The 19,655-nt window shown below is 70.1% G+C and carries 21 protein-coding genes and 1 tRNA gene; 10 read left to right on the plus strand and 12 right to left on the minus strand.

Features of this window, described 5'->3' with window-relative positions:
- The first annotated feature begins 1 nt into the window (after position 1).
- Positions 2 to 496 (plus strand): DUF3145 domain-containing protein, encoded by a 495-nt coding sequence (locus V5E28_RS35405; RefSeq protein ID WP_336213561.1) that lies wholly within the window; start codon positions 2 to 4, stop codon positions 494 to 496.
- Positions 497 to 582: 86 nt separating this feature from the next.
- Here V5E28_RS35405 and V5E28_RS35410 read toward each other — a convergent pair whose 3' ends face one another.
- The 9 genes from V5E28_RS35410 to V5E28_RS35450 all read right to left on the minus strand — a co-directional run bounded on the left by V5E28_RS35410 (position 583) and on the right by V5E28_RS35450 (position 8,744).
- The gene (locus V5E28_RS35410) at positions 583 to 2,007 is read right to left on the minus strand and encodes a carboxyl transferase domain-containing protein (protein ID WP_336213562.1); all 1,425 of its coding nucleotides are present in this window, start codon (positions 2,005 to 2,007) and stop codon (positions 583 to 585) included.
- Entirely contained in the window at positions 2,008 to 3,240 is a 1,233-nt protein-coding gene (gene fabF / locus V5E28_RS35415; protein WP_336213563.1) for a beta-ketoacyl-ACP synthase II, read from the minus strand.
- A gap of 35 nt (positions 3,241 to 3,275) precedes the next feature.
- On the minus strand, positions 3,276 to 3,515 hold the full coding sequence (locus V5E28_RS35420; protein ID WP_189140927.1) for an acyl carrier protein: 240 nt from the start codon (positions 3,513 to 3,515) through the stop codon (positions 3,276 to 3,278).
- Positions 3,516 to 3,598: 83 nt separating this feature from the next.
- Positions 3,599 to 4,555, minus strand: coding sequence for a beta-ketoacyl-ACP synthase III (locus tag V5E28_RS35425; RefSeq protein WP_336213566.1), 957 nt, complete (start codon positions 4,553 to 4,555; stop codon positions 3,599 to 3,601).
- Complete coding sequence (locus tag V5E28_RS35430) at positions 4,552 to 5,448, minus strand: ACP S-malonyltransferase (RefSeq protein WP_336213568.1); 897 nt, start codon at positions 5,446 to 5,448, stop codon at positions 4,552 to 4,554. The genes V5E28_RS35425 and V5E28_RS35430 overlap by 4 nt, the downstream gene beginning before the upstream one ends.
- A 103-nt stretch (positions 5,449 to 5,551) precedes the next feature.
- The gene (locus V5E28_RS35435) at positions 5,552 to 6,676 is read right to left on the minus strand and encodes a PucR family transcriptional regulator (protein ID WP_336213626.1); all 1,125 of its coding nucleotides are present in this window, start codon (positions 6,674 to 6,676) and stop codon (positions 5,552 to 5,554) included.
- A gap of 71 nt (positions 6,677 to 6,747) precedes the next feature.
- Positions 6,748 to 7,179, minus strand: coding sequence for a DUF350 domain-containing protein (locus V5E28_RS35440; RefSeq protein WP_336213569.1), 432 nt, complete (start codon positions 7,177 to 7,179; stop codon positions 6,748 to 6,750).
- Complete coding sequence (locus V5E28_RS35445; protein ID WP_336213571.1) at positions 7,176 to 8,324, minus strand: glutathionylspermidine synthase family protein; 1,149 nt, start codon at positions 8,322 to 8,324, stop codon at positions 7,176 to 7,178. The genes V5E28_RS35440 and V5E28_RS35445 overlap by 4 nt, the downstream gene beginning before the upstream one ends.
- A gap of 3 nt (positions 8,325 to 8,327) precedes the next feature.
- A complete protein-coding gene (locus V5E28_RS35450) occupies positions 8,328 to 8,744 on the minus strand; it encodes a hypothetical protein (protein ID WP_336213572.1) in 417 nt (138 codons plus the stop codon).
- Between the two features lie 89 nt (positions 8,745 to 8,833).
- Here V5E28_RS35450 and V5E28_RS35455 point away from each other — a divergent pair, with 89 nt between their 5' ends.
- Both V5E28_RS35455 and V5E28_RS35460 read left to right on the plus strand, forming a co-directional pair.
- Positions 8,834 to 9,853, plus strand: a complete 1,020-nt coding sequence (locus V5E28_RS35455) for a PHP domain-containing protein (protein ID WP_336213574.1) — start codon at positions 8,834 to 8,836, stop codon at positions 9,851 to 9,853.
- Between the two features lie 56 nt (positions 9,854 to 9,909).
- Positions 9,910 to 10,638, plus strand: coding sequence for a helix-turn-helix transcriptional regulator (locus tag V5E28_RS35460; protein ID WP_336213575.1), 729 nt, complete (start codon positions 9,910 to 9,912; stop codon positions 10,636 to 10,638).
- A gap of 181 nt (positions 10,639 to 10,819) precedes the next feature.
- Here the strand turns inward: V5E28_RS35460 and V5E28_RS35465 are convergent, their stop codons facing one another.
- The 3 genes from V5E28_RS35465 to aceE all read right to left on the minus strand — a co-directional run bounded on the left by V5E28_RS35465 (position 10,820) and on the right by aceE (position 16,006).
- Entirely contained in the window at positions 10,820 to 11,563 is a 744-nt protein-coding gene (locus tag V5E28_RS35465) for a maleylpyruvate isomerase family mycothiol-dependent enzyme (protein WP_336213576.1), read from the minus strand.
- Positions 11,564 to 11,585: 22 nt separating this feature from the next.
- Positions 11,586 to 13,082, minus strand: coding sequence for an alpha/beta hydrolase (locus V5E28_RS35470; RefSeq protein WP_336213578.1), 1,497 nt, complete (start codon positions 13,080 to 13,082; stop codon positions 11,586 to 11,588).
- Positions 13,083 to 13,258: 176 nt separating this feature from the next.
- Positions 13,259 to 16,006, minus strand: a complete 2,748-nt coding sequence (aceE, locus tag V5E28_RS35475) for a pyruvate dehydrogenase (acetyl-transferring), homodimeric type (protein ID WP_442945921.1) — start codon at positions 16,004 to 16,006, stop codon at positions 13,259 to 13,261.
- Between the two features lie 556 nt (positions 16,007 to 16,562).
- Between aceE and V5E28_RS35480 the strand changes: the two genes are divergently transcribed.
- From V5E28_RS35480 to V5E28_RS35510, 7 genes are all read left to right on the plus strand, one after another.
- A complete protein-coding gene (locus V5E28_RS35480; protein WP_336213579.1) occupies positions 16,563 to 16,745 on the plus strand; it encodes a DUF1918 domain-containing protein in 183 nt (60 codons plus the stop codon).
- A 10-nt stretch (positions 16,746 to 16,755) separates the two neighbouring features.
- Positions 16,756 to 17,163, plus strand: coding sequence for a secondary thiamine-phosphate synthase enzyme YjbQ (locus tag V5E28_RS35485; protein WP_336213580.1), 408 nt, complete (start codon positions 16,756 to 16,758; stop codon positions 17,161 to 17,163).
- A 117-nt stretch (positions 17,164 to 17,280) separates the two neighbouring features.
- The gene (locus V5E28_RS35490; RefSeq protein WP_336213581.1) at positions 17,281 to 17,709 is read left to right on the plus strand and encodes a DUF3052 domain-containing protein; all 429 of its coding nucleotides are present in this window, start codon (positions 17,281 to 17,283) and stop codon (positions 17,707 to 17,709) included.
- 39 nt (positions 17,710 to 17,748) lie between these two features.
- Positions 17,749 to 18,201 (plus strand): peroxiredoxin, encoded by a 453-nt coding sequence (locus V5E28_RS35495; RefSeq protein WP_442945922.1) that lies wholly within the window; start codon positions 17,749 to 17,751, stop codon positions 18,199 to 18,201.
- Between the two features lie 11 nt (positions 18,202 to 18,212).
- On the plus strand, positions 18,213 to 18,536 hold the full coding sequence (locus tag V5E28_RS35500) for a hypothetical protein (RefSeq protein WP_336213583.1): 324 nt from the start codon (positions 18,213 to 18,215) through the stop codon (positions 18,534 to 18,536).
- A gap of 44 nt (positions 18,537 to 18,580) precedes the next feature.
- Positions 18,581 to 19,531 carry an ROK family protein gene (locus V5E28_RS35505; protein WP_336213584.1) on the plus strand — a complete coding sequence of 317 codons (951 nt, stop codon included), beginning with the start codon at positions 18,581 to 18,583 and terminating at the stop codon, positions 19,529 to 19,531.
- Positions 19,532 to 19,548: 17 nt separating this feature from the next.
- Positions 19,549 to 19,620: transfer RNA gene (locus V5E28_RS35510), tRNA-Val, on the plus strand.
- Positions 19,621 to 19,655 lie beyond the last annotated feature (35 nt).

The raw sequence follows: 19,655 nt of genomic DNA on the forward strand, positions 1-19,655 counted from the left end.
GGTGTCTGCTCGTGGCGTGCTGTACGTCCACTCGGCTCAGCCCGCGCTGTGCCCTCATATCGAATGGGCGGTCGCGGGCGTCCTCGGCGTGCCCGTAGACCTGACCTGGACTCCGCAACCCGCCGCGCCCAACGTGGTGCGGGCGCAGGCGGAGTGGGAAGGGCGCGCGGGCATCGCGGCGGCCATCGCCTCCTCGCTGATGGGGTGGCAGCGGATCCGGTTCGAGATCACCGAGGATGCCTCGCCCGGCGTCGACGGCACCCGCCACGCCTACACGCCGACGCTCGGCGCCTTCAGCGCGGTCATCGGCGTGGCGGGCGACATCATGATCCCCGAAGACCGGCTGCGCGCCGTGATGCTGACCTCTGCCCAGGGGCGGTGCGTGCTGGAGGACGAGCTGGACAAGCTGCTCGGCAGGCCCTGGGACGAGGAGCTGGAGCCCTTCCGCTACGCGGGCGACGGAGCTCCGGTCCGCTGGCTGCACGCCGCCGTCTGAGGTGCGCCCCCAGACGCCACCGGCCTGCCCGGAACATGCGAAAGGGCCCCGCACCTGACCGGTGCGGGGCCCCTCGCGTTACTGGACTACAGCGGGATGTTCCCGTGCGCGCCCCTGGCAGGAGTGGCCTGGGCGAGGACCTTGGCGATCGCGCCCCGAGTCTCCTCCGGCTTGATCACCTCGTCGATCACGCCCAGCTCCTGCGCGCGGGTGAGCCCGCCCGCGAGCTTCTCGTGCTCCGCGGCGAGCCGCTGCTCCAGCTCGGCCCGCTCCTCCTCAGGGGCGGCGGCAAGCTCGCGCCGCTTGAGGATGCGCACTGCGGCGACCGCGCCCATGACCGCGACCTCGGTCGTCGGCCAGGCGAACACCTTGGTGGCGCCCAGGGCGCGGGAGTTCATGGCGATGTAGGCGCCGCCGTAGGCCTTGCGCGTGACCAGCGTGACGCGCGGCACCGAGGCCTCGGCGAAGGCGTGCAGCAGCTTGGCGCCGCGCCGGACCACACCGTCGTGCTCCTGGCCTACGCCCGGGAGATAACCCGGCACGTCCACGAGGACAACCAATGGCACTCCGAAGGCGTCACACATACGTACGAAGCGAGCGGCTTTCTCGGCGGACGTGGCGTCGAGGCAGCCGCCGAGCCGCATCGGGTTGTTGGCGATCACACCGACCGTCCGGCCGCCGAGGCGGCCCAGCGACGTGACGATGTTCGGCGCCCACTTGGGGTGCAGCTCGATGCCGGGCTCGTCGAGCAGGCCGTTCACCAGCGGCTTGACGTCGTAGGCGCGGCGCGCCGACTCCGGCAGCAGCGTGGAGAAATCCACCTCGTCGATGCCGGAGGTGCGCACCCGGCCCTGGTGGCCGAGCAGCACGGCGAGCTGGCGAGCCTTCAGCAGCGCGTCGGTCTCCGTCTTGGTGATCACGTGAACGACGCCGCTGCGCTTGCTGTGCGGCTCGGGGCCGCCCAGCGCGGCGCTGGTGACCTCCTCGCCGGTGACGCTGCGGACCACGTCGGGGCCGGTGACGAAGATGCGGCCGGAGTCGGCCAGGATCACCAGGTCGGTCAGCGCCGGGCCGTAGGCGGCGCCGCCGGCGGCCGCGCCGACGACCACGGAGATCTGCGGCACGACGCCCGACGCCTTGGTCATGGCGGCGAAGACCCGGCCGACGGCGTGCAGCGACTCGACGCCTTCGGCGAGTCGCGCACCGCCGGAGTGCCAGATCCCGAGGACCGGCACCCGTTCGCGGACGGCCACATCATAGGCGTGCACGATGTGCTCGCAACCTTCGCTGCCCATCGCGCCGCCCTGGAAGCGGGCGTCGCTGCAGAACGCGACGACGGGGACACCCTCGACCCGGCCCATGGCGGCGAGCACGCCGCTCTTGTCCACGGGAGTGATCAGCCGCAGCGAGCCCTCGTCGAGCAGTGCGGCCAGGCGGACGGCGGGATCACGGGGATCGGCGGGCTCCTGATCGGAACTCCCGGTCGCCATTCGGTTGTCGAGCACGGTCATCTATGCCCCCTTGAACACGACGGTCACATTGTGTCCGCCGAAGCCGAACGAGTTGTTGACCGCGGCGATGTCGCCTTCGGGCAGCGTGCGGTTCGCGCCGTGCACGAGATCCACTTCGATGCCGTCGTCGATGTTGTCGAGGTTGATGGTCGCGGGGATGATGCGCTCCTGGAGCGCCTTGACGGTGAAGACGGACTCGATGCCGCCGGCGCCGCCCAGGAGATGGCCGGTCATGGACTTGGTCGAGGTCACCAGCGGGTGCGTGCCGATGGCCTTGGCCACGGCCTTCACCTCGATGACGTCTCCGGCCGGAGTCGAGGTGGCGTGCGCGTTGACGTGCCTGACGTCCCGGCCGGTGAGCCCGGCGTCGTTCAGCGCCTGCGTCATCGCCATGCTGATGCCCCTGCCCTCGGGCTCGGGCTGGGTGATGTGGTGGGAGTCGGCCGAGTAGCCGACACCGGAGGCGTAGGCGTAGACGCGCGCGCCGCGCGCCCTGGCGTACTCCTCGGACTCCAGCACGAGGATGCCGGCGCCCTCGCCGAGCACGAACCCGTCCCGGTCGCGGTCCCACGGCCGGGACGCGCCCTGCGGGTCGTCGTTGCGGGTGGACATGGCGCGCGCGGCGGCGAACGCGGCCACGTTGAGGCCGTGGATGGCGGCCTCGGTGCCGCCGGCGATCACCACGTCGGCCCGGCCTGACCTGATCATGTCCATCGCGTAGCCGATGGCCTCGGCTCCGGAGGCGCAGGCGGACACCGTGGCGTGCACGCCCGCCTGGGCGCCCCTGTCGAGGCCGATCCAGGCGGCGGGGCCGTTGGGCATGAGCATCGGCACCGTGAAGGGCGACAGCCGGTTCCAGCCGCGCTCCTTGTAGGTGTCGTAGGCGGACAGGGTGGTGTTGATGCCGCCGATGCCGCTGGACACGACGACGCCCAGCCGCTCCGGCGCCACCTCGGGCGCGCCCGCGTCCTGCCACGCCTCACGTGCGGCGACCATGGCGAACTGCTCGCTGCGGTCGAGGCGTCGCGCCTCGGGCCGCGGCAGCACTCCGGCCGGGTCGACCGCGGCCGTCCCCGCGAACGTCACGGGGACGGTGTCGATCCAGTCCTCGGTGAGAGTCCTGACACCCGACTGACCGGCGAGGAGCGCCGACCAGGACGAACCGACGTCTCCACCGACGGGCGTCGTCGCGCCGAGGCCGGTGACGACGACACGTACCCGGTTTGCACTCACGTTTTCGCACTCCTTGTCGATCAATCGGTTGGACTTCAGTTCTGGATGAAGGTGAGGACGTCCTTGACCGTCTTCAGGTTCTTGAGCTGGTCGTCGGGAATCTCGACGCCGAACTCGTCCTGGGCGGCCACGGCGATCTCGACCATGGACAGGGAGTCGATGTCGAGGTCGTCCACGAAGCTCTTCTCGGGGGTGACCTCGGTGGCGGGAATGCCGGTGATCTCGTTGATGATCTTGCCGAGGCCCTCGAGGATGTCCTGCTCGGTGGCAGCCATGTCGCTATTTCTCCTTAGTTTTCCTGGGTTCTGCACGGCTTCGCCGTACAAGCTGATGTCCGTACGGCGTGCCGTACGGGATCCTACGGAATCTCGATGACCTGGCCCGCATAGGTCAGGCCGGCGCCGAAGCCGAGGACGAGCGCGAGCTCGCCCGAGCGGACCTCGCCGCGCTCCAGCATGCGCGAGAGCGCAAGCGGGATGGAGGCGGCGGAGGTGTTGCCGGCGGTGACGATGTCGCGGGCGACGACGGCGTTGTCGGCGCCCAGCTTGCGGGCGATGGCCTCGATGATGCGTAGGTTGGCCTGGTGTGGGATGAAGGCGGAGAGCTCGGACGGGTCCACGCCCGCGCGCTCGCACGCCAGTTTGGCGACCGGGTGCAGCGCGGTGGTGGCCCACCGGAACACGGTCTGCCCCTCCTGGTGGAGGTAGCCGTCGCGGTCGGGGATCTGGATGGCGTTGGACTTGTCGCCCGAACTGCCCCAGACCACGGGGCCGATGCCGGGAGTGTCGGACGGGCCGACCACGGCGGCGCCGGCGCCGTCGGCGAAGATCACGGCGGTGGACCTGTCGGTCCAGTCGATCCACTGCGACAGCTTCTCGGCGCCGATGACCAGCACGTTCCGGGCCGAGCCCGCGCGGACGGCGGCGTCGGCGGTGCCGAGCGCGTAGCAGAAACCGGCGCAGGCGGCATTGACGTCGAACGCGCCGGGGGAGTCGATGCCGAGCCGGTGGGCGACGACGGCCGCGGCGTTGGGGATCTGGGTCTCCAGCGTGCACGTGGCCACGAGCACCAGGTCGATGTCGGCGGCGGACAGGCCGCTGGCGGCCAGCGCCTTGCCGCCCGCCTGGGCCGCCATGTCCTCGAGGCTCTCCCCGTCGGGGGCGACCCGGCGCTCCTTGATGCCGACCCGTGACTGGATCCACTCGTCGTTGGTGTCGATCGTCTTGGCCAGGTCGTCGTTGGTGACGACCCGGGCAGGCTGGTAGTGGCCGAGAGCCAGCACCTTGGCGCCGGGTGCGGTGTCGAGGATCCTCACTTGGTCAGCTCCCTGGCGGCGTCGAGGTCATCGGGGGTCTTCAGTGCCACGGTCTGGACGCCTCGCAGCCCGCGCCTGGCCAGGCCGGTCAGGGTGCCGCCGGGCAGCAGCTCGATCATCGCGGTGACGCCGAGACCGGCCATGGAGGTCATGCAGGCGTCCCATCGGACGGGGCTGCTCACCTGGTCGATCAGGCGGCGCATCACCTCGGCGCCCTCCGTCACGATCTGGCCGTCGGCGTTGGACAGGAGCTTGACCCGCGGGTCGGCGGGCTCGACGTGCTGGGCGGCCGTGCGCAGCTGCTCGACGGCCGGGGCCATGTGCACGGTGTGGAAGGCGCCCGCCACCGAGAGCGGGATCAGGCGGGCGCGGGCGGGAGCGTCGTCCTTGAGCGCGGCGAGCTGCTCCAGGGTGCCGCCGGCGACGATCTGGCCGGCGCCGTTGGTGTTGGCGGGGGTCAGGCCGTGCTTGTCGAGGGCGGCGAGCACCTCGTCCTCCACGCCGCCCAGCACGGCGGTCATCCCGGTCCTGGTGATGGCGGCGGCCTTGGCCATGGCCTGGCCACGCTCGCGCACCAGGGCCAGCGCCTGCTCCGCGGTCAGCACCCCGGCCAGGGCGGCCGTGGCGAACTCGCCTACGCTGTGGCCGGCGAGGACGTCGGGAGTCACGCCGAGCGCCTCTGCGGACGCCAGGGCGGCGGCCACGAGCAGGGGCTGGGCCACGGCGGTGTCGCGGATCTCGTCGGCTCCGGCGGTCGTGCCGTAGGCGATCAGGTCCAGGCCGGCGACGTCGGACCAGGCGGCGAGACGATCGGCAACGCCGGGCAGCTCGAGCCACGGTGTGAGGAAGCCTGGGTTTTGGGCGCCTTGGCCCGGCGCGACGAGTACAAGCACGAACTCAACCATGCCCTGTAGAAGTCCGACACGCTGATGAAGATGTGAACGAACTTTGTCCAGGGTGTTTTGTAGGAACCCCACAATAGGGGTTTCGGCCGAGTTACGTTAGGGCCCGCCATGTTTCGGCGCTTTCCGACAGCCTGCCCAGGATGAGTCCCACCTGGAGGGTGAAGGCCGAGCGGCCCTCCGTCGGCTGATAGCCGGTCAGCTCGGTGATCTTCTTGAGGCGGTAGCGGACCGTGTTCGGGTGCACGAACAGCAGGCGCGCCGTGGCCTCCAGCGAGGTGCCCTGCTCCAGATAGGTGGCCAGCGTATCGAGCAGCGGGGTGCCGGCGAGCGGCAGATAGACGTTCTCGATGAGCTGCTCCCTGGCGTCGTCGTCGCCGTCGAGCGCCCGCTCCGCCAGCAGGTCCTCGGCGTGCACCGGGCGCGGGGCGTCCGGCCAGCCGGAGGAGGCCTTCAGGCCGGCCAGCGCCGCCCTGGCGGACCTGGCGGCGGCGTGCAGGTCGGGCACCTCGGGGCCGATGACGATCGGACCCTCGCCGAAGCGGGCCACGACCTGCTTGGCCGCGTCGTTCACGCTGTCCGCACCACCCACGATCACGATCAGCCGGTCGGCCTGCACCCCGGCGAGCAGGTCCATGCCGATGCGGCGGCCACGCTCGCGCAGCCCGTCGATCACCGCGCGCGGGTCGCCGTCGGGGGCGTGCCCGGCGATGACCACCACCGGGGCCGAGGTCCAGCCGAGAGCCGCGGCCCAGGAGTGCAGGCCGTCGTCGACCTCGCCGCGCACGAGCGCGTCCACGATCAGCGCCTCCAGCCTGGCGTCCCACGCCCCCCTGGCCTCGGCCTCGCGGGCGTAGACGTGCGCGGCGGCGAAGGCCACGTCGCGGGTGTAGCGGAGCATGGCCTGCTGGAGCTGGTCCTCGCCGCCGGGCGCCGCCAGCTCGTCGGTCTGCGCCTCCACCACCTGGACGACGACCCGGACGATGTCGACGGTCTGCTGCAGGGAGATGGAGCGCTTCAGCTCGCGCGGGGCGGTGCCGAAGAACTCGATGCTGGGCGTGGGCCGGTCCTCGCCCGCGTGCTGGAACCACTCCACGAAGGCGGCGATCCCGGCCTGCGCCACCAGGCCCACCCAGGAGCGGTCCTCGGCGCTGAGCGCGCGGAACCACGGCAACTGCTCGTCCATACGGGACATGGCCGCCGTCCCGAGCGAGCCCATGGCGCGCTCGAGCCTGCGAGTGGTGTCCTGCCGGGTCCGGTCTGTCACGCCTCCTAGAGTGCCAGGTCCGGCTAGATGACCGCGACGGCGGTTATCAGGCCGATCGCCACATGGGTGACCGCCAGCAGGCGGGCGCCGGGCTGCAGCTCAGGCTCCTTGACCAGGTCGCGGACCGAGATGCCCACCACCCTGTCGAAGAGCAGCATCGCCAGGGTCTGCACCACGATGCCGACCAGGCCGAAGACCGCCGTGCCCGCCAGGCCCTCGGCCAGCCGGCCGCCGGACGACCAGATGGAGGCCGCCACGATCAGGCCGATCGCGGCCAGCGCCGAGGTGGCCAGCAGGGTGGCGTTGGGGTTGCGCTCGGTGCGGATGACCGAGCTCAGCTTGCCCGGCGTGGCCAGGTCGATCACGTAGAAGCCGATGATCAGCAGGATCACGCCGACGGCGGCATAGGCGGCGATGGCGCCCGAACCGCGGGCGAGGATCTCCAGGAGAGTCATGGTTGCTCGATTCGGTGAGGTACGAAGGAGGAGGTGTCGTCGGTGATCAACCCGGTGGTCTCCCTTATACCCAGGCCGGCCGCCTCATCGGCGACCACCCAGGCGCCGAGCACCGGCCGCTGGCCGTCGAATTCGGGCAGCGCTTCGAAGCCCTGGAAGACGTAGCCCTCCTGGCCGTAGGAGCCGGGCGTCTCCTGCCCGCCCGACGGGGTGACGATCCGCATCGAGGAGCCCTCCCTGCCGAGCAGCGGCTTGGTGATGTAGGAGGTCAGGTCTCGGGGGCCGTCGAGGTAGGCGGGCAGCAGGCTGGGATGGCCGGGGAACAGCTCCCAGAGGACGGCGAGCAGCGCCTTGTTCGACAGCAGCGCCTTCCACAGCGGCTCGATCCAGGTGGCGTGGCGCACCGCGTGCCGGCCGAACGGCTCGGCCAGCATCCACTCCCACGGGTAGAGCTTGAAGGCCGAGCGGATCACCCGCTCCTCGACGTCGACGAACCGGCGGTTGAGGGCGTCCCAGCCGATGTCCTCCATGGCGACGGCGACGGTCTGCAGGCCCGCCTGCTCGGCGGTCTCCTGCAAGTAGGCGAGCGTCATCGCCTCCTCGCCGGTCTCGTCCATGTTGGTCCAGGCGAAATGGGTGGGACCGGGCGGCAGGGGCATCTCGCGCCAGCGGTCGATGAGCCGTTCGTGGATGGAGTTCCACTGGTCGTCGCCGGGATGCGTGTCCTTGAGCCAGAACCACTGCACGACCGACGACTCCAGCAGCGAGGTCGGCGTGTCGGCGTTGTACTCCAGCAGCTTGGCCGGGCCCGTGCCGTCGTACCGCAGGTCGAAACGGGCGTAGAGGTGCGGGTCGCGCCGCTCCCAGGAACGCGCCACGTCGTCGGCGGCCCACTCGGGGATGGCGAAGTCGGCGAAGCGGCCGGTCGAGACCACGTGCTCGGCGGCGCTCAGGCACATCCCGTGCAGCTCCTCGACCTGCTCCTCCAGCGACTCCACCTCCTGCATGGAGAAGGCGTAGTGGACGGACTCGTCCCAGTAGGGCCTGCTCAGGCCCTCGGGGTGGGCGGCGTGGTGGTAGGCCAGCCCCTGGCTCTCGATCGTCTTCTCCCAGCCGTCCCGGGGAGCGCCGCGCTCGCGCCGCACGCCTCAGCCTCCACCGGTGCGGGTGCTGCCGAAGCCGCCTCGCTGGATCTCGCGGCCGCCGCGGGTGGTGATGTTGACGTCGGAAGGGCGATAGCTGGTGCCGGCGCGCACCCGGGTGCCGACCCTGGTGCCGCCGTAGTACCAGATGTAGGCGCCACGGGATCCGCCGTAGTAGTGGGAGGTGCCGTCGTCGTCATCGTCGCAGAGGTCCTCGTCCACCACCTGGTAGGAGCCGTCGTCGAACTGCGTGTTCATGTCGACGCAGTCGGCGGCGACCTCGTCGTCGTTCTGCGTGGCCGCGCAGTAGCCGACCACCATGACCGACACCACGCCGATGACCGTGAGCGTGATCACGTTGGACGCCTTCGACCGCTTCTTGGGGCGGTTGGGGGGCTGTGGTGGGGGTGGCGTGTGCGCCATCTGGCTCCTGCTCTCTTCGGCCGGTCAGCCTATCGGTGGCGGAGTCCGGCATACAATCGGCTCAAACAGACTTTGATAGTGATGAACGTATGGAACCGGTCGAGGCGTTCCGGGAGATCGCCTTCCTGCTGGAGCGGGCGGGCGAGCCCGCCTATCGCGTGCGCGCCTTCCGCCGCGCCGCCTCGGTGATCGCGGACCTGCCCCGCGAGGAGCTGGTACGGCTGGCGGAGTCGGGCGGCCTGGCGCGGCTGCCGGGCATCGGCAAGGTGACCGCCCTGGTGGTGACCGAGGCGCTCAAGGGTCAGGTGCCGACCTACCTGCGCAGGATGCGGGCCACCGAGGGGGCCGACCTCGACGACGAGACCGCGGCGCTCAGAGCGGCGCTCAAAGGGGATCTGCACACCCATTCCGACTGGTCCGACGGCGGTTCGCCGATCGACGAGATGGCCGAAGCCGCCATCGCGCTCGGGCACGAATACCTGGCGCTGACCGACCACTCGCCACGTCTGAAGATCGCGAACGGCCTCCCGGCGGACCGGCTGCGCGAGCAGCTAGACCGGGTGGACGAGCTCAACCGGCGGCTGTCGCCTTTTCGGATCCTGACCGGCATCGAGGTGGACATCGACCTCGACGGCGGCCTGGACCAGGAGCCCGAGCTGCTGGAGCGGCTGGACGTGGTGGTCGCCAGCGTCCACTCCAAGCTGCGGATGCCCGCTCAGGAGATGACCCGCAGGATGGTCACGGCGATCGCGAACCCGCGCGTGGACGTGCTGGGCCACTGCACGGGGCGGATCGTCCGGGCCGGCGGCGAGCGGGGCGCGCGCAGGCCGGAGTCGGAGTTCGAGGCCGAGATCGTCTTCGAGGCGTGCCGGAGGTTCGGGGTGGCCGTCGAGATCAACTCCAGGCCGGACCGGCTGGACCCGCCCAAGCGGCTGCTGCGCCAGGCCTACGAGCAGGGCTGTGTCTTCGCCGTCGACTCCGACGCGCACGCGCCCGGCCAGCTCGACTGGCAGCGCTACGGCTGCGAGCGGGCGGCGCGGTGCGGGATCGAGCCGGCCCGGATCGTCAACACCTGGCCGCTGGAGGAGCTGCTGGCCTGGGCGCGCTGAGTCCTGGATCGCCTGCCCACACGCGAATGTCGGTGGCTGAGCGTACCGTCACAAGTGTGAACCGCACCGATCGGCTCTACGCGCTCGTCGAGGACCTGCGCGCCATCTCCCCCCGCCGCCGTTCGGCCCGCGAGCTCGCCAGGAGGTTCGAGGTGAGCGTGCGCACGATCGAGCGCGACATCACCGCCCTGCAGGAGTCGGGGGTGCCGATCTACGCCGAGGCGGGGCGCACGGGCGGCTACGCCATCGACAAGAAGATGTCGCTGCCCCCGCTCAACTTCACCCCCGCCGAGGCGGTGGCCATCGCCGTGGCGCTCAGCCGGGCCGGTGACCAGCCGTTCGGCAGGCAGGCGCGCAGCGCGTTACGCAAGGTGGTCGCCGCCATGCCCGGCACCGAGGGCGAGCTCGCCAAGGAGCTGGCACGCCGGGTGCTGCTCGTCGCCGAGCCGCCGGAGCCCGCCGGAGCGATCCGGCCCCTCGGCGCGGAGGGCGTCTCCCGCGCGATCGAGGAGGCGCTGCTGCGCCGCCGTGTGCTCCGGCTCGACTACGCCGACGCCAAAGGGGCGCTGACCTCGCGCGACGTCGAGCCGGGGGTGTTCCTGGGTGGCCGGGGCGGGTTCTGGTACCTGGTGGCGTGGTGCCGGCTCCGCGACGACGTGCGCGTCTTCCGGTTCGACCGGATCGCCGCGGCGTCCGTCACCGGCGAGCGCTGCCCGGACCGGCCCCTGGAGGGGTTCGCCACCGAGGTTCCCGAGATGGTCGTGCACGGCACTCTTCTCGATTAGCCGTTCGAAAACACCGACATAGGGTTGTCGTCGAGATGGCGGATACTTGCGTGTGTTCGAACGCGTCGCGAGCCGGGGATCCGCCTTCCCCGCGCCCCGGGCCCGCGCACGGGCCGCGCTTGCCGGCGGCCGTCCTGCCCTGGACACGCCGCCGACCGCCGAGTGGCGGCGCGTCCAGGGCTCACAGGTTCGCCGACTCCAGCCACCGCTCCAGCAGCGCCCGGTCGCCGTGCACGGTCAGCCCGTCGGGAGAGCGCCTGCCGTAGAGCATGAGCAGCAGCTCACCGGCCGGCGCCCGCACCGCCACGTCACCCTTGACGTGCCCGCGCTCCCACGAGATCCCGCCGTCGGAGCCCTGGGCGAAGGTCCACTCGCCGGGCCCGTCCGTGGCGTGCAGGTGGAAGGTGGCGCCCGCCACGTCCAGCTCGGCCAGGTGCCTGGTGACCCAGAAGGCGGCAGGCAGGTTCTCGAGGAACTCCTCGATGCCGTCGGCCGCGACCGCCGTGCCGAGCAGGGGCTCCCGGCCGAGCGCGAGCTCCGCGTCGGCCCGGTGCACGACCAGCTCGTGCGCCATCCGGCGCGGCCACCAGCTCGCCCTGCCGCTCGGCCCCCAGGTCCACATGGCGGTGTCCGGGTCGGTGGCGCGCAGCGTCCCGAGCATCTCGGTCATCCCGGCGGCGAGCCATTTCTGGTCGCCGCTCTCGCCGTCGGCCAGGCCGTTGGGCACCTGCCGCGACCAGATGGGTTGCTGGTTGCGTGTCGACACCATGTGAGTCACCCACCGGTGCATGGTGCCGACGTGTGTGATGAGGTCGGCGAAGGTCCAGCCGGGACAGGTCGGCACCGGTGTCTCCGGCGCGATGGCCGAGGCCAGCTCGGCCAGGCGCGCGGTCTCGGCTTCCACGAGCACGAAGTAGTCCGTCACCAGGCCGAGCCTAGGCCGCGTGTCAGGCCGCCCGGCAGGTGGTCCCCTTCTTGGGAAGCTTGCCGTTGATCAGGTAGTCGTCCACGAGCTGCGCGACGCACTTGCTGCCCGACAGGTAGGCGCCGTGCCCCTCGCCCTCGTAGGTGACCAGCGTGCCGGTCCTGAGCTGCGAGGTCAGCTTGGGCGCCCACTGGTACGGGGTGGCGGGGTCGTTCTTGCCCCCGACCACCAGGATCGGCGCCGAGCCCGTGGCGTTCACCCGCATGGCCTCGTCGCCGCCCTTGGCCGGCCACAGCCGGCACAGACCGCCGGAACCCTCGCTGCCGAACAGCGGCGAGATCTTCATCGCGGCGGTCTGCGTGCGGCGCAGCGTCGCCGTGTCCGGGCGCTCGGTGGTGTCCACGCAGGTGATCGCCGGGAAGCTGGTCATCTGCGTGGAGTAGGTGCCGTCGGGGCGGCGGCCGGTGTAGGAGTCGGCGAGGTAGAGCAGCGCCGATCCGTTGCCCTTGATCGCCTGGCCCAGCGCGTTGCCCAGGAACGGCCACGTCAGCTCCGAATACAGGGCGGCCGCGACGCCGGTGAGCGCCAGGCCCTGCGTGAGCTCGCGGTTCTTGACCTTGAGCGGTTTGGCGGCCAGCTGGTTCATCAGCCGCTTCACGGTGGCGTCGGCGCTGCCGACGTCGGTGCCGATCTCGCACTGCTCCCTGACGCACGCCTTCAGGAAGCTCTCGTACGTCTGCTGGAAGCCGCGCGTCTGGGTCAGCGTGCGCTCCTCGAAGTCGACCGTGGGGTCCAGTGGCGCGTCGAGCACCATCCGGCCGACGTTGCCAGGGAACTGCGTGGCGTAGACGGCGCCGAGCTGTGTGCCGTAGGACATGCCGACGAAGTTGAGCTTCTCCTCGCCCAGCGCGGTGCGGATGCGGTCCAGGTCGCGCGCGGCGTTGATGGTCCCCACGTACGGCAGGACCTTGGCGGAGTCGCGGCCGCACAGACTGGCGAACCGCCGGTTGGCCGCGTCGATCTTCCGGCGGGTTGCCGCGTTGTCGGGGAGCGTGTCGACGGCGGTGTACGCCTCCAGGTCGGCGGCGCTGCCGCAGCGCACGCCCGAGCTGCGGTCGACGCCACGCGGGTCGAAGCTGACCAGGTCGTAGCGGGAGCGCAGGGTGGACAGCGACTTTGCCGCCTGGTCGAGGGTGTCCACGCCGGAGGCTCCCGGCCCGCCGAAGTTGAACAGCAGCGAGCCGATCCGGTTCCTCCTGTCGGTCGCGGCGAGTTTGATCAACGCGATGTCGATCTTCGCGCCGTCCGGTGCGCCGTAGTCGAGCGGGACTGCCAGCTTCCCGCACCGCGCGGTGGCGTCCTGCTGGGCGGGCGGCTCGCCGTCAGGACGGGTGATGTCCGTGCACGGCCCCCAGGCGATCTTCTCCATCTCGGGTGCCCCGTCGGTGGCGGGCTTGGCCGGGCTCACACAGGCGGTGGCCGAAACGGCCAGGGCTGCGGCGGCAAGGACACGGCGCATACAACGTTCCCCTCATCAGCTCAGGGGGGAAGTAGAGCCCACAATACGTGAGTGTCCACCTAAGGGGTGAGACGACGCGTACCCCTCCTGACGCGCCGTCTCACCCTGGCAGGGAACGCCCCGAGATGGCGACGCCTCCGCGAAGGTTCTTCGCGGAGGCGCCCCTCGTGGATGTGTCAGACGCCCATCGACTGCGTGTCGTTGCTCTCGGCGCCACCGGCCTCGGTCACGCCGTTCTTGAGGTGGTAGCGGGCGATCGCCTCGCGCAGCACCTCGCCGTCGAGCTCGCCCCGCTCGACCAGGCTGGTGAGCACGGCCAGCGTGATGGAGGCGGCGTCGACGTGGAAGTGGCGGCGCAGCGCCGAGCGGGTGTCGGACAGGCCGAACCCGTCGGTGCCCAGCGAGGACCAGTCACCCGGCACCCACTGCGCGATCTGGTCCTGCACGGCCTTCATGTAGTCGCTCACGCCCACGAACGGCCCCTGCGCCTGCGACAGCACCTGGGTCACGTACGGGACGCGCTTCTCGGCGTCGGGGTTGAGGAGGTTGTGCTCCTCGCAGGCCAGCGCGTCGCGGCGCAGCTCCGTCCAGGAGGTGGCCGACCAGACGTCGGCGGACACGCCCCAGTCCTCCGCGAGCAGGCGCTGCGCCTCCATCGCCCACGGCCCGGCCACTCCGGAGGACAGGATGTTGGCCTTCGGCCCCTGCGTCTGCGGCCCCTCGGCGAACCGGTAGAGGCCCTTGAGCAGGCCCTGCACGTCGATGTCGGCGGGCTGGGCGGGCTGCAGGTAGGGCTCGTTGTAGACGGTCAGGTAGTAGAAGACGTCTTCCGGCTGCTCGCCGTACATCCGGCGCAGGCCGTCCTGGACGATGTGCGCGACCTCGAACGCCCACGAGGGGTCGTAGGAGAGGGCCGCGGGGTTCGTCGAGGCGATCAGCGGCGTGTGGCCGTCCTCGTGCTGCAGGCCCTCGCCGTTGAGCGTGGTGCGGCCGGCCGTGGCCCCGATCAGGAACCCGCGGGTCAGCTGGTCGGCCATCTGCCACATCTGGTCGCCGGTGCGCTGCCAGCCGAACATCGAGTAGAAGATGTAGATCGGGATCATGTGCTCGCCGTGCGTGGCGTAGGCCGTGCCGGCCGCGATCGCCGAGGCCATCGAGCCCGACTCGCTGATGCCCTCGTGCAGGATCTGTCCCTGCACCGCCTCCTTGTACGACAGCAGCAGCTCCCTGTCGACGGCCTCGTACGTCTGGCCGTGCGGCGAGTAGATCTTCGCCGTCGGGAACATCGCGTCGAGGCCGAAGGTGCGGGCCTCGTCCGGGATGATCGGCACGAACCGGTGGCCGATCTCCTTGTCGCGCATGAGGTCCTTCAGCAGCCGCACGAACGCCATCGTGGTGGCCACCTGCTGCTTGCCGGAGCCCTTGCTGAAGGTCTTGTAGACCTCTTCGCCGGGCAGCTTGACCGTCTTGGCGCGCAGGACCCGCTTGGGCAGCACGCCGCCGAGCGCCGCGCGGCGCTCCTTCATGTACTCGATCTCGGGGTCGTTCTCGCCCGGGTGGAAGTACGGGGGCAGCTCGCCCTCGAGCGCGGAGTCGGGGATCGGCAGGTAGAGCCGGTCGCGGAACTCCTTCAGCTCGGCCTTGGTGAGCTTCTTCATCTGGTGGGTGGCGTTGCGCGCCTCGAAGTCCTTGCCCAGGGTCCAGCCCTTGATGGTCTGGGCCAGGATCACCGTCGGCTGGCCGACGTGCTCGCGGGCGGCCTTGAACGCCGCGTAGACCTTGCGGTAGTCGTGGCCGCCGCGCGACAGCTTGCGGATGTCGTCATCGGTCAGGTGCTCGACCATCTTGCGCAGGCGCGGGTCGCCGCCGAAGAAGTTGTCGCGGATGTAGGCGCCCGACTCGACCGAGTAGGTCTGGAACTGGCCGTCAGGAGTGGTGTTCATCTGGTTGACCAGCACGCCGTCGACGTCCGCGGCCAGCAGCGGGTCCCAGTCGCGGCCCCAGACGACCTTGATGACGTTCCAGCCGGCGCCGCGGAAGTAGGACTCCAGCTCCTGGATGATCTTGCCGTTGCCGCGCACCGGGCCGTCGAGCCGCTGCAGGTTGCAGTTGATGACGAAGGTCAGGTTGTCGAGCTCTTCGCGGGAGGCCAGGCCGATCGCGCCGAGCGACTCGGGCTCGTCCATCTCGCCGTCGCCCAGGAACGCCCATACGTGGCTGCGGCTGGTGTCCTTGATCTGGCGGTTGAGCAGGTAGCGGTTGAACCGCGCCTGATAGATCGCCCCGATCGGGCCCAGACCCATGGAGACAGTGGGGAACTCCCAGAAGTCGGGCAGCAGCCGCGGATGCGGATAGGAGGGCAGGCCGTGGAAGCCGTGCGACAACTCCTGACGGAAGGCGTCGAGCTGCGCCTCGTTGAGCCGGCCCTCCAGGTAGGCGCGGGCGTAGATGCCCGGCGCCGCGTGGCCCTGGAAGAAGACCTGGTCGCCGGACTCCCCGTGGTCCTTGCCGCGGAAGAAGTGGTTGAAGCCCACTTCGTACAGCGAGGCGGCGGAGGCGTAGGTGGCGATGTGGCCGCCCACGTTGGTGCGGGCGTTGGCGCGCGACACCATGATCGCGGCGTTCCAGCGGATGTAGGCGCGGATGCGCCGCTCGACGTGCTCGTCCCCTGGGAACCAGGGCTCGCGCTCCGGCGGGATCGTGTTGATGTAGTCGGTGCTGCGCAGGCCCGGCACGCCGACCTGGTGCTCGCGGGCCCGCTCCAGCATGCGGAGCATCAGATAGCGGGCTCTGCTGCGGCCCTCCGTCTTGACGACGTTGTCGAGGGACTCGAGCCACTCGTTGGTCTCACTGGGGTCGACATCAGGCAGCTGGCTGGGTAGGCCGTCGCTGATGATCGAGAAACGCTGGCGTCCGGAAGCCACTGGGTCTCGCCTTCCGAGGATGACTGATGTCTGGTCTGGGTCGCTTTCCATCCTGGTCGCTGGCCGTAGAAAGTGCATCTCTACTGGCCGGTAACCAGAGTGTCCCTGCTGGCAGGGGGGTCATCGGTGGCCTAGACCACCGATGGTAGGACGAATCAACCGCTTAGGTTACATCCGCTCGTCAATTTAACAAGAGCGGAAAAGCCACGAAATTTTGCCTACATGTCTTCGAGTATCCCCCCGACAGGGGGGTGCGTCACCTCCGGGGAGAGACGCGCCGCGCGGAGTCTAGCCGCACCCCCTCTGAACAGGGGAATCGGTGGCGTTCCGGAGCGCCGGGCGCCGGATGCGGTCGCTCCCCACCCTCGCGACGGCCCGGAGGCCCCGCTGCGGGGCTTCGCGGGCGACTTGCCAGGAGACTCTCAGGAAGCCGGCCCCGGGAGCCTCCGGCCGCCTCCGCCAGGTAACGGTTTGGTCATTATTCTTCCGGCCTTCCGGGCGAACCGGGCGGCGTCTGCCTCTTTTCGAACGGCGCTCGCCGTACGAATGTGGATGTATGAATGCGACGGTAGGCGACCGGCTCCTCGTGCACGGGAATACCGTTGGCGAAAGGGACCGGAGCGGAGTAATCATCGAGGTCCAGGGCACTGGCGGCGGGCCTCCGTACATCGTGCGGTTCGACGACGGGCACACCGGGCTGGTGTTTCCCGGCCCTGATGCCGTGATCGTGCCTAAGTAAGATTTCCTCTGTGAGATCTGAACTCATCTCTGTGACCACTGGTTCACGGGAGACGGTGTACGACATCACGCAGAAATGCGCGGATTTCGTACGTTCGCAGGGCGAGGACGGCCTGCTGAACGTCTTCGTCCCGCACGCGACCGCCGGCGTCGCGCTGCTGGAGCTGGGATCGGGCAGCGACGACGACCTGCTTTCCGCGCTGCGCGAACTGCTGCCGACCGACGACCGGTGGCGGCACGCGCACGGGTCGCCGGGCCATGGCAGGTCACACGTCATGCCGGCGCTGATCCCGCCGTATGCGACGATCCCCGTCCTGGGTGGGAGACTGGCCCTGGGCACGTGGCAATCAGTGGCCCTTGTGGACCTGAACGTCGACAACCAGCAACGCCAGGTTCGGCTGTCGTTTCTGTCGGATTGATTCTGGCCGACTACGGCCGTACCCGTGGCGACCGTTGACGACCGAGGGTCACAGCGTGTGGACTGTCCCGAAGCGATAAACCGCATAAGCGGGGCCACTCAAGCAGGAGGGATAAACGTGAGCGCGACCGCGGGTCAGGCGCAGGGCGAGCGCGGCCTGGCCGAACGACTTGGCCTCAAGGCGGGTCAGGTGGTGCAGGAGATCGGTTGGGACGAGGACGTCGACGACGAGCTTCGCGATTCCATCGAGAACCTCACCGGCAACGATCTGCTGGACGAAGAGACCGACGACGTCGTCGACGTGGTGCTGCTGTGGTGGCGTGACGGAGACGGAGACCTCTTCGACGTCCTGACCTCCGCCATGCGAGCACTCGCCGAGGGCGGCCAGATCTGGCTGCTGACTCCAAAGGCCGGGCGTGACGGCCACGTGGAGCCGAGCGACATCGGGGAGGATGCCGCCACCGCGGGCCTTTCGCAGACCAGCAGCATCTCCGCCGCACCCGACTGGTCAGGGACCAGGCTCGTCGCGCCGAAGGGCCGACGGTAGGGAGCGCGAGCGTCAGCCATATGCGGCAGGATGAGACGTGTGAGCGGACATCCTGTCGAGGTCGGTGCCCAAGCTCCTGATTTCGAGCTGCGGGACCAGCACGGCACTCCGGTGAGACTCTCTCAGTTCCGGGGCAGGAAGGTCGTGCTGGTCTTCTACCCGCTTGCCTTCAGCGGGGTCTGTCACAGCGAGCTGGAGGCGCTGCGCGAGTTCAGCGCGGACGCACAGGTCCTCACCGTCTCGGTGGACTCCATGTTCACCCACCGTGCCTGGGCGGACCAGCAGAGTTACGCTTTCCCGCTGCTCTCCGACTTCTGGCCACACGGACAGGTCGCGCGGGCGTACGGTGTCTTCGATGAGGCGAAAGGCTTCGCGCATCGGGGGACTTTCATCGTCGACGGCGAAGGCGTGATCCGCTGGTCGGTGGTCAACCCGATCAGCGAGCCGCGTGACGTCGCCGACTACGTCAAGGCACTCGCCGACATTTCTTAACGGAGGAAACGATGCCCTGCTACCGCTGCGGGGCCCGGCAGACCGATCCGGTCCGAGGCGCCAGCCCGTGGAAGCGCGGCGTGCGCCGCGAAACGCAGGTGCTGGTCTGCCCGGACTGCCAACGGCTGCACGGCCTGGATCTGGAGGCATGCGGCACCTGTGGGTCCACGACGCTGATCTGCCGGCTCGGGGAGGTGGAGTGCCGCTCGTGCGGCGCCGTACGGCAGGCACGATCGGAGTCGCTCATGGGCTCGGAGGTGATGGCGGGCTCCGGGGCTCCCGGACTTTCCGCCGAGGTCGAGGCGGCTCTCAACCGGGTTCTCGGACGAGCCTGAGGACTTTTCCAGACATTTGCTGAGCTGCGCTATCGTCTCCTTTCGTGTCCTCAACAAGCTCGTTCGTCGTCGCGCTGGACGTCGGTGGCACGTCCATGAAGGGCGGCCTGGTCAGTGAGTCCGGTGCGGTGCTGCTGAGCGAGCGGCGTCACACCCCCCGCTTCGAGGGCCCGGACGCGGTCGTCGGCGCCATCCGCGACTTCATCACCCACCTGGCCACCTCCGGCGACGGCGTGCCGGCAGGCGTCGGACTCGCCGTGCCCGGCCTGGTCTCAGAGGACACCGCCATCTACGCCACCAACCTGGGCTGGCGCGACGTCCCCGCGACGGACTTCACCGAACTGGACGTCCCCGTCATACTCGGCCACGACGTCCGCACCGGCGGCCTCGCCGAAAGCGTCCTCGGCGCGGGCCGAGGCGTCGCCGACTTCCTCTTCCTCCCCATCGGCACCGGCATCGCCGGCGCCATGATCGTGAACGGCGCGCCGTACGGCGGCACCTCGGGCTGGGGCGGCGAGATCGGCCACATCCCCGTCTTCCCCGACGGGGAGCAGTGCGCGTGCGGCCAGTTCGGCTGCCTGGAGACCTACGCCTCCGCCGCCTCCGTCGGCAGGCGTTACAGCCTCCGTGCGGGCATCGACGACGTACGGGCCGAGCAGGTGGTCACCTCGGACGACCCCGTGGCCGTCGAGGTCTGGGACGAGGCCGTGGAGGCCCTCTCCTTGGCCCTGGCCACGTACACCCTCCTGCTGGACCCCAGCATGATCGTCCTGGGCGGCGGCCTCGCCGAGGCGGGCCCGGCGCTCTTCGACCCGGTCCGCACCCGCCTCGTCAAGCGCCTCGCCTTCCGCGACGCCCCGCCGCTGCTCCCGGCGGCCCTCGGAGTCGACGCGGGCATGCTGGGCGCGGCGCTCCTGGGCTGGCGGGCGGCGGGCCGGGCCGAGCTGGGAGCCGGGTGGGCAATGGATGTGCGATCGGTGCCGTTGGTGTCGTAAGGTGTAGTGCCGATCAGGGGCGGTTAGCTCAGGGGTAGAGCACTCGCCTTACAAGCGAGGGGTCACTGGTTCGAAACCAGTACCGCCCACCTGCGAAAACGGCCCGCTTCCGATCAAGGAAACG

Origin of the sequence: Nonomuraea sp. LPB2021202275-12-8 (assembly GCF_037044575.1) — a bacterium.
Classification (GTDB): Bacteria; Actinomycetota; Actinomycetes; order Streptosporangiales; family Streptosporangiaceae; genus Nonomuraea.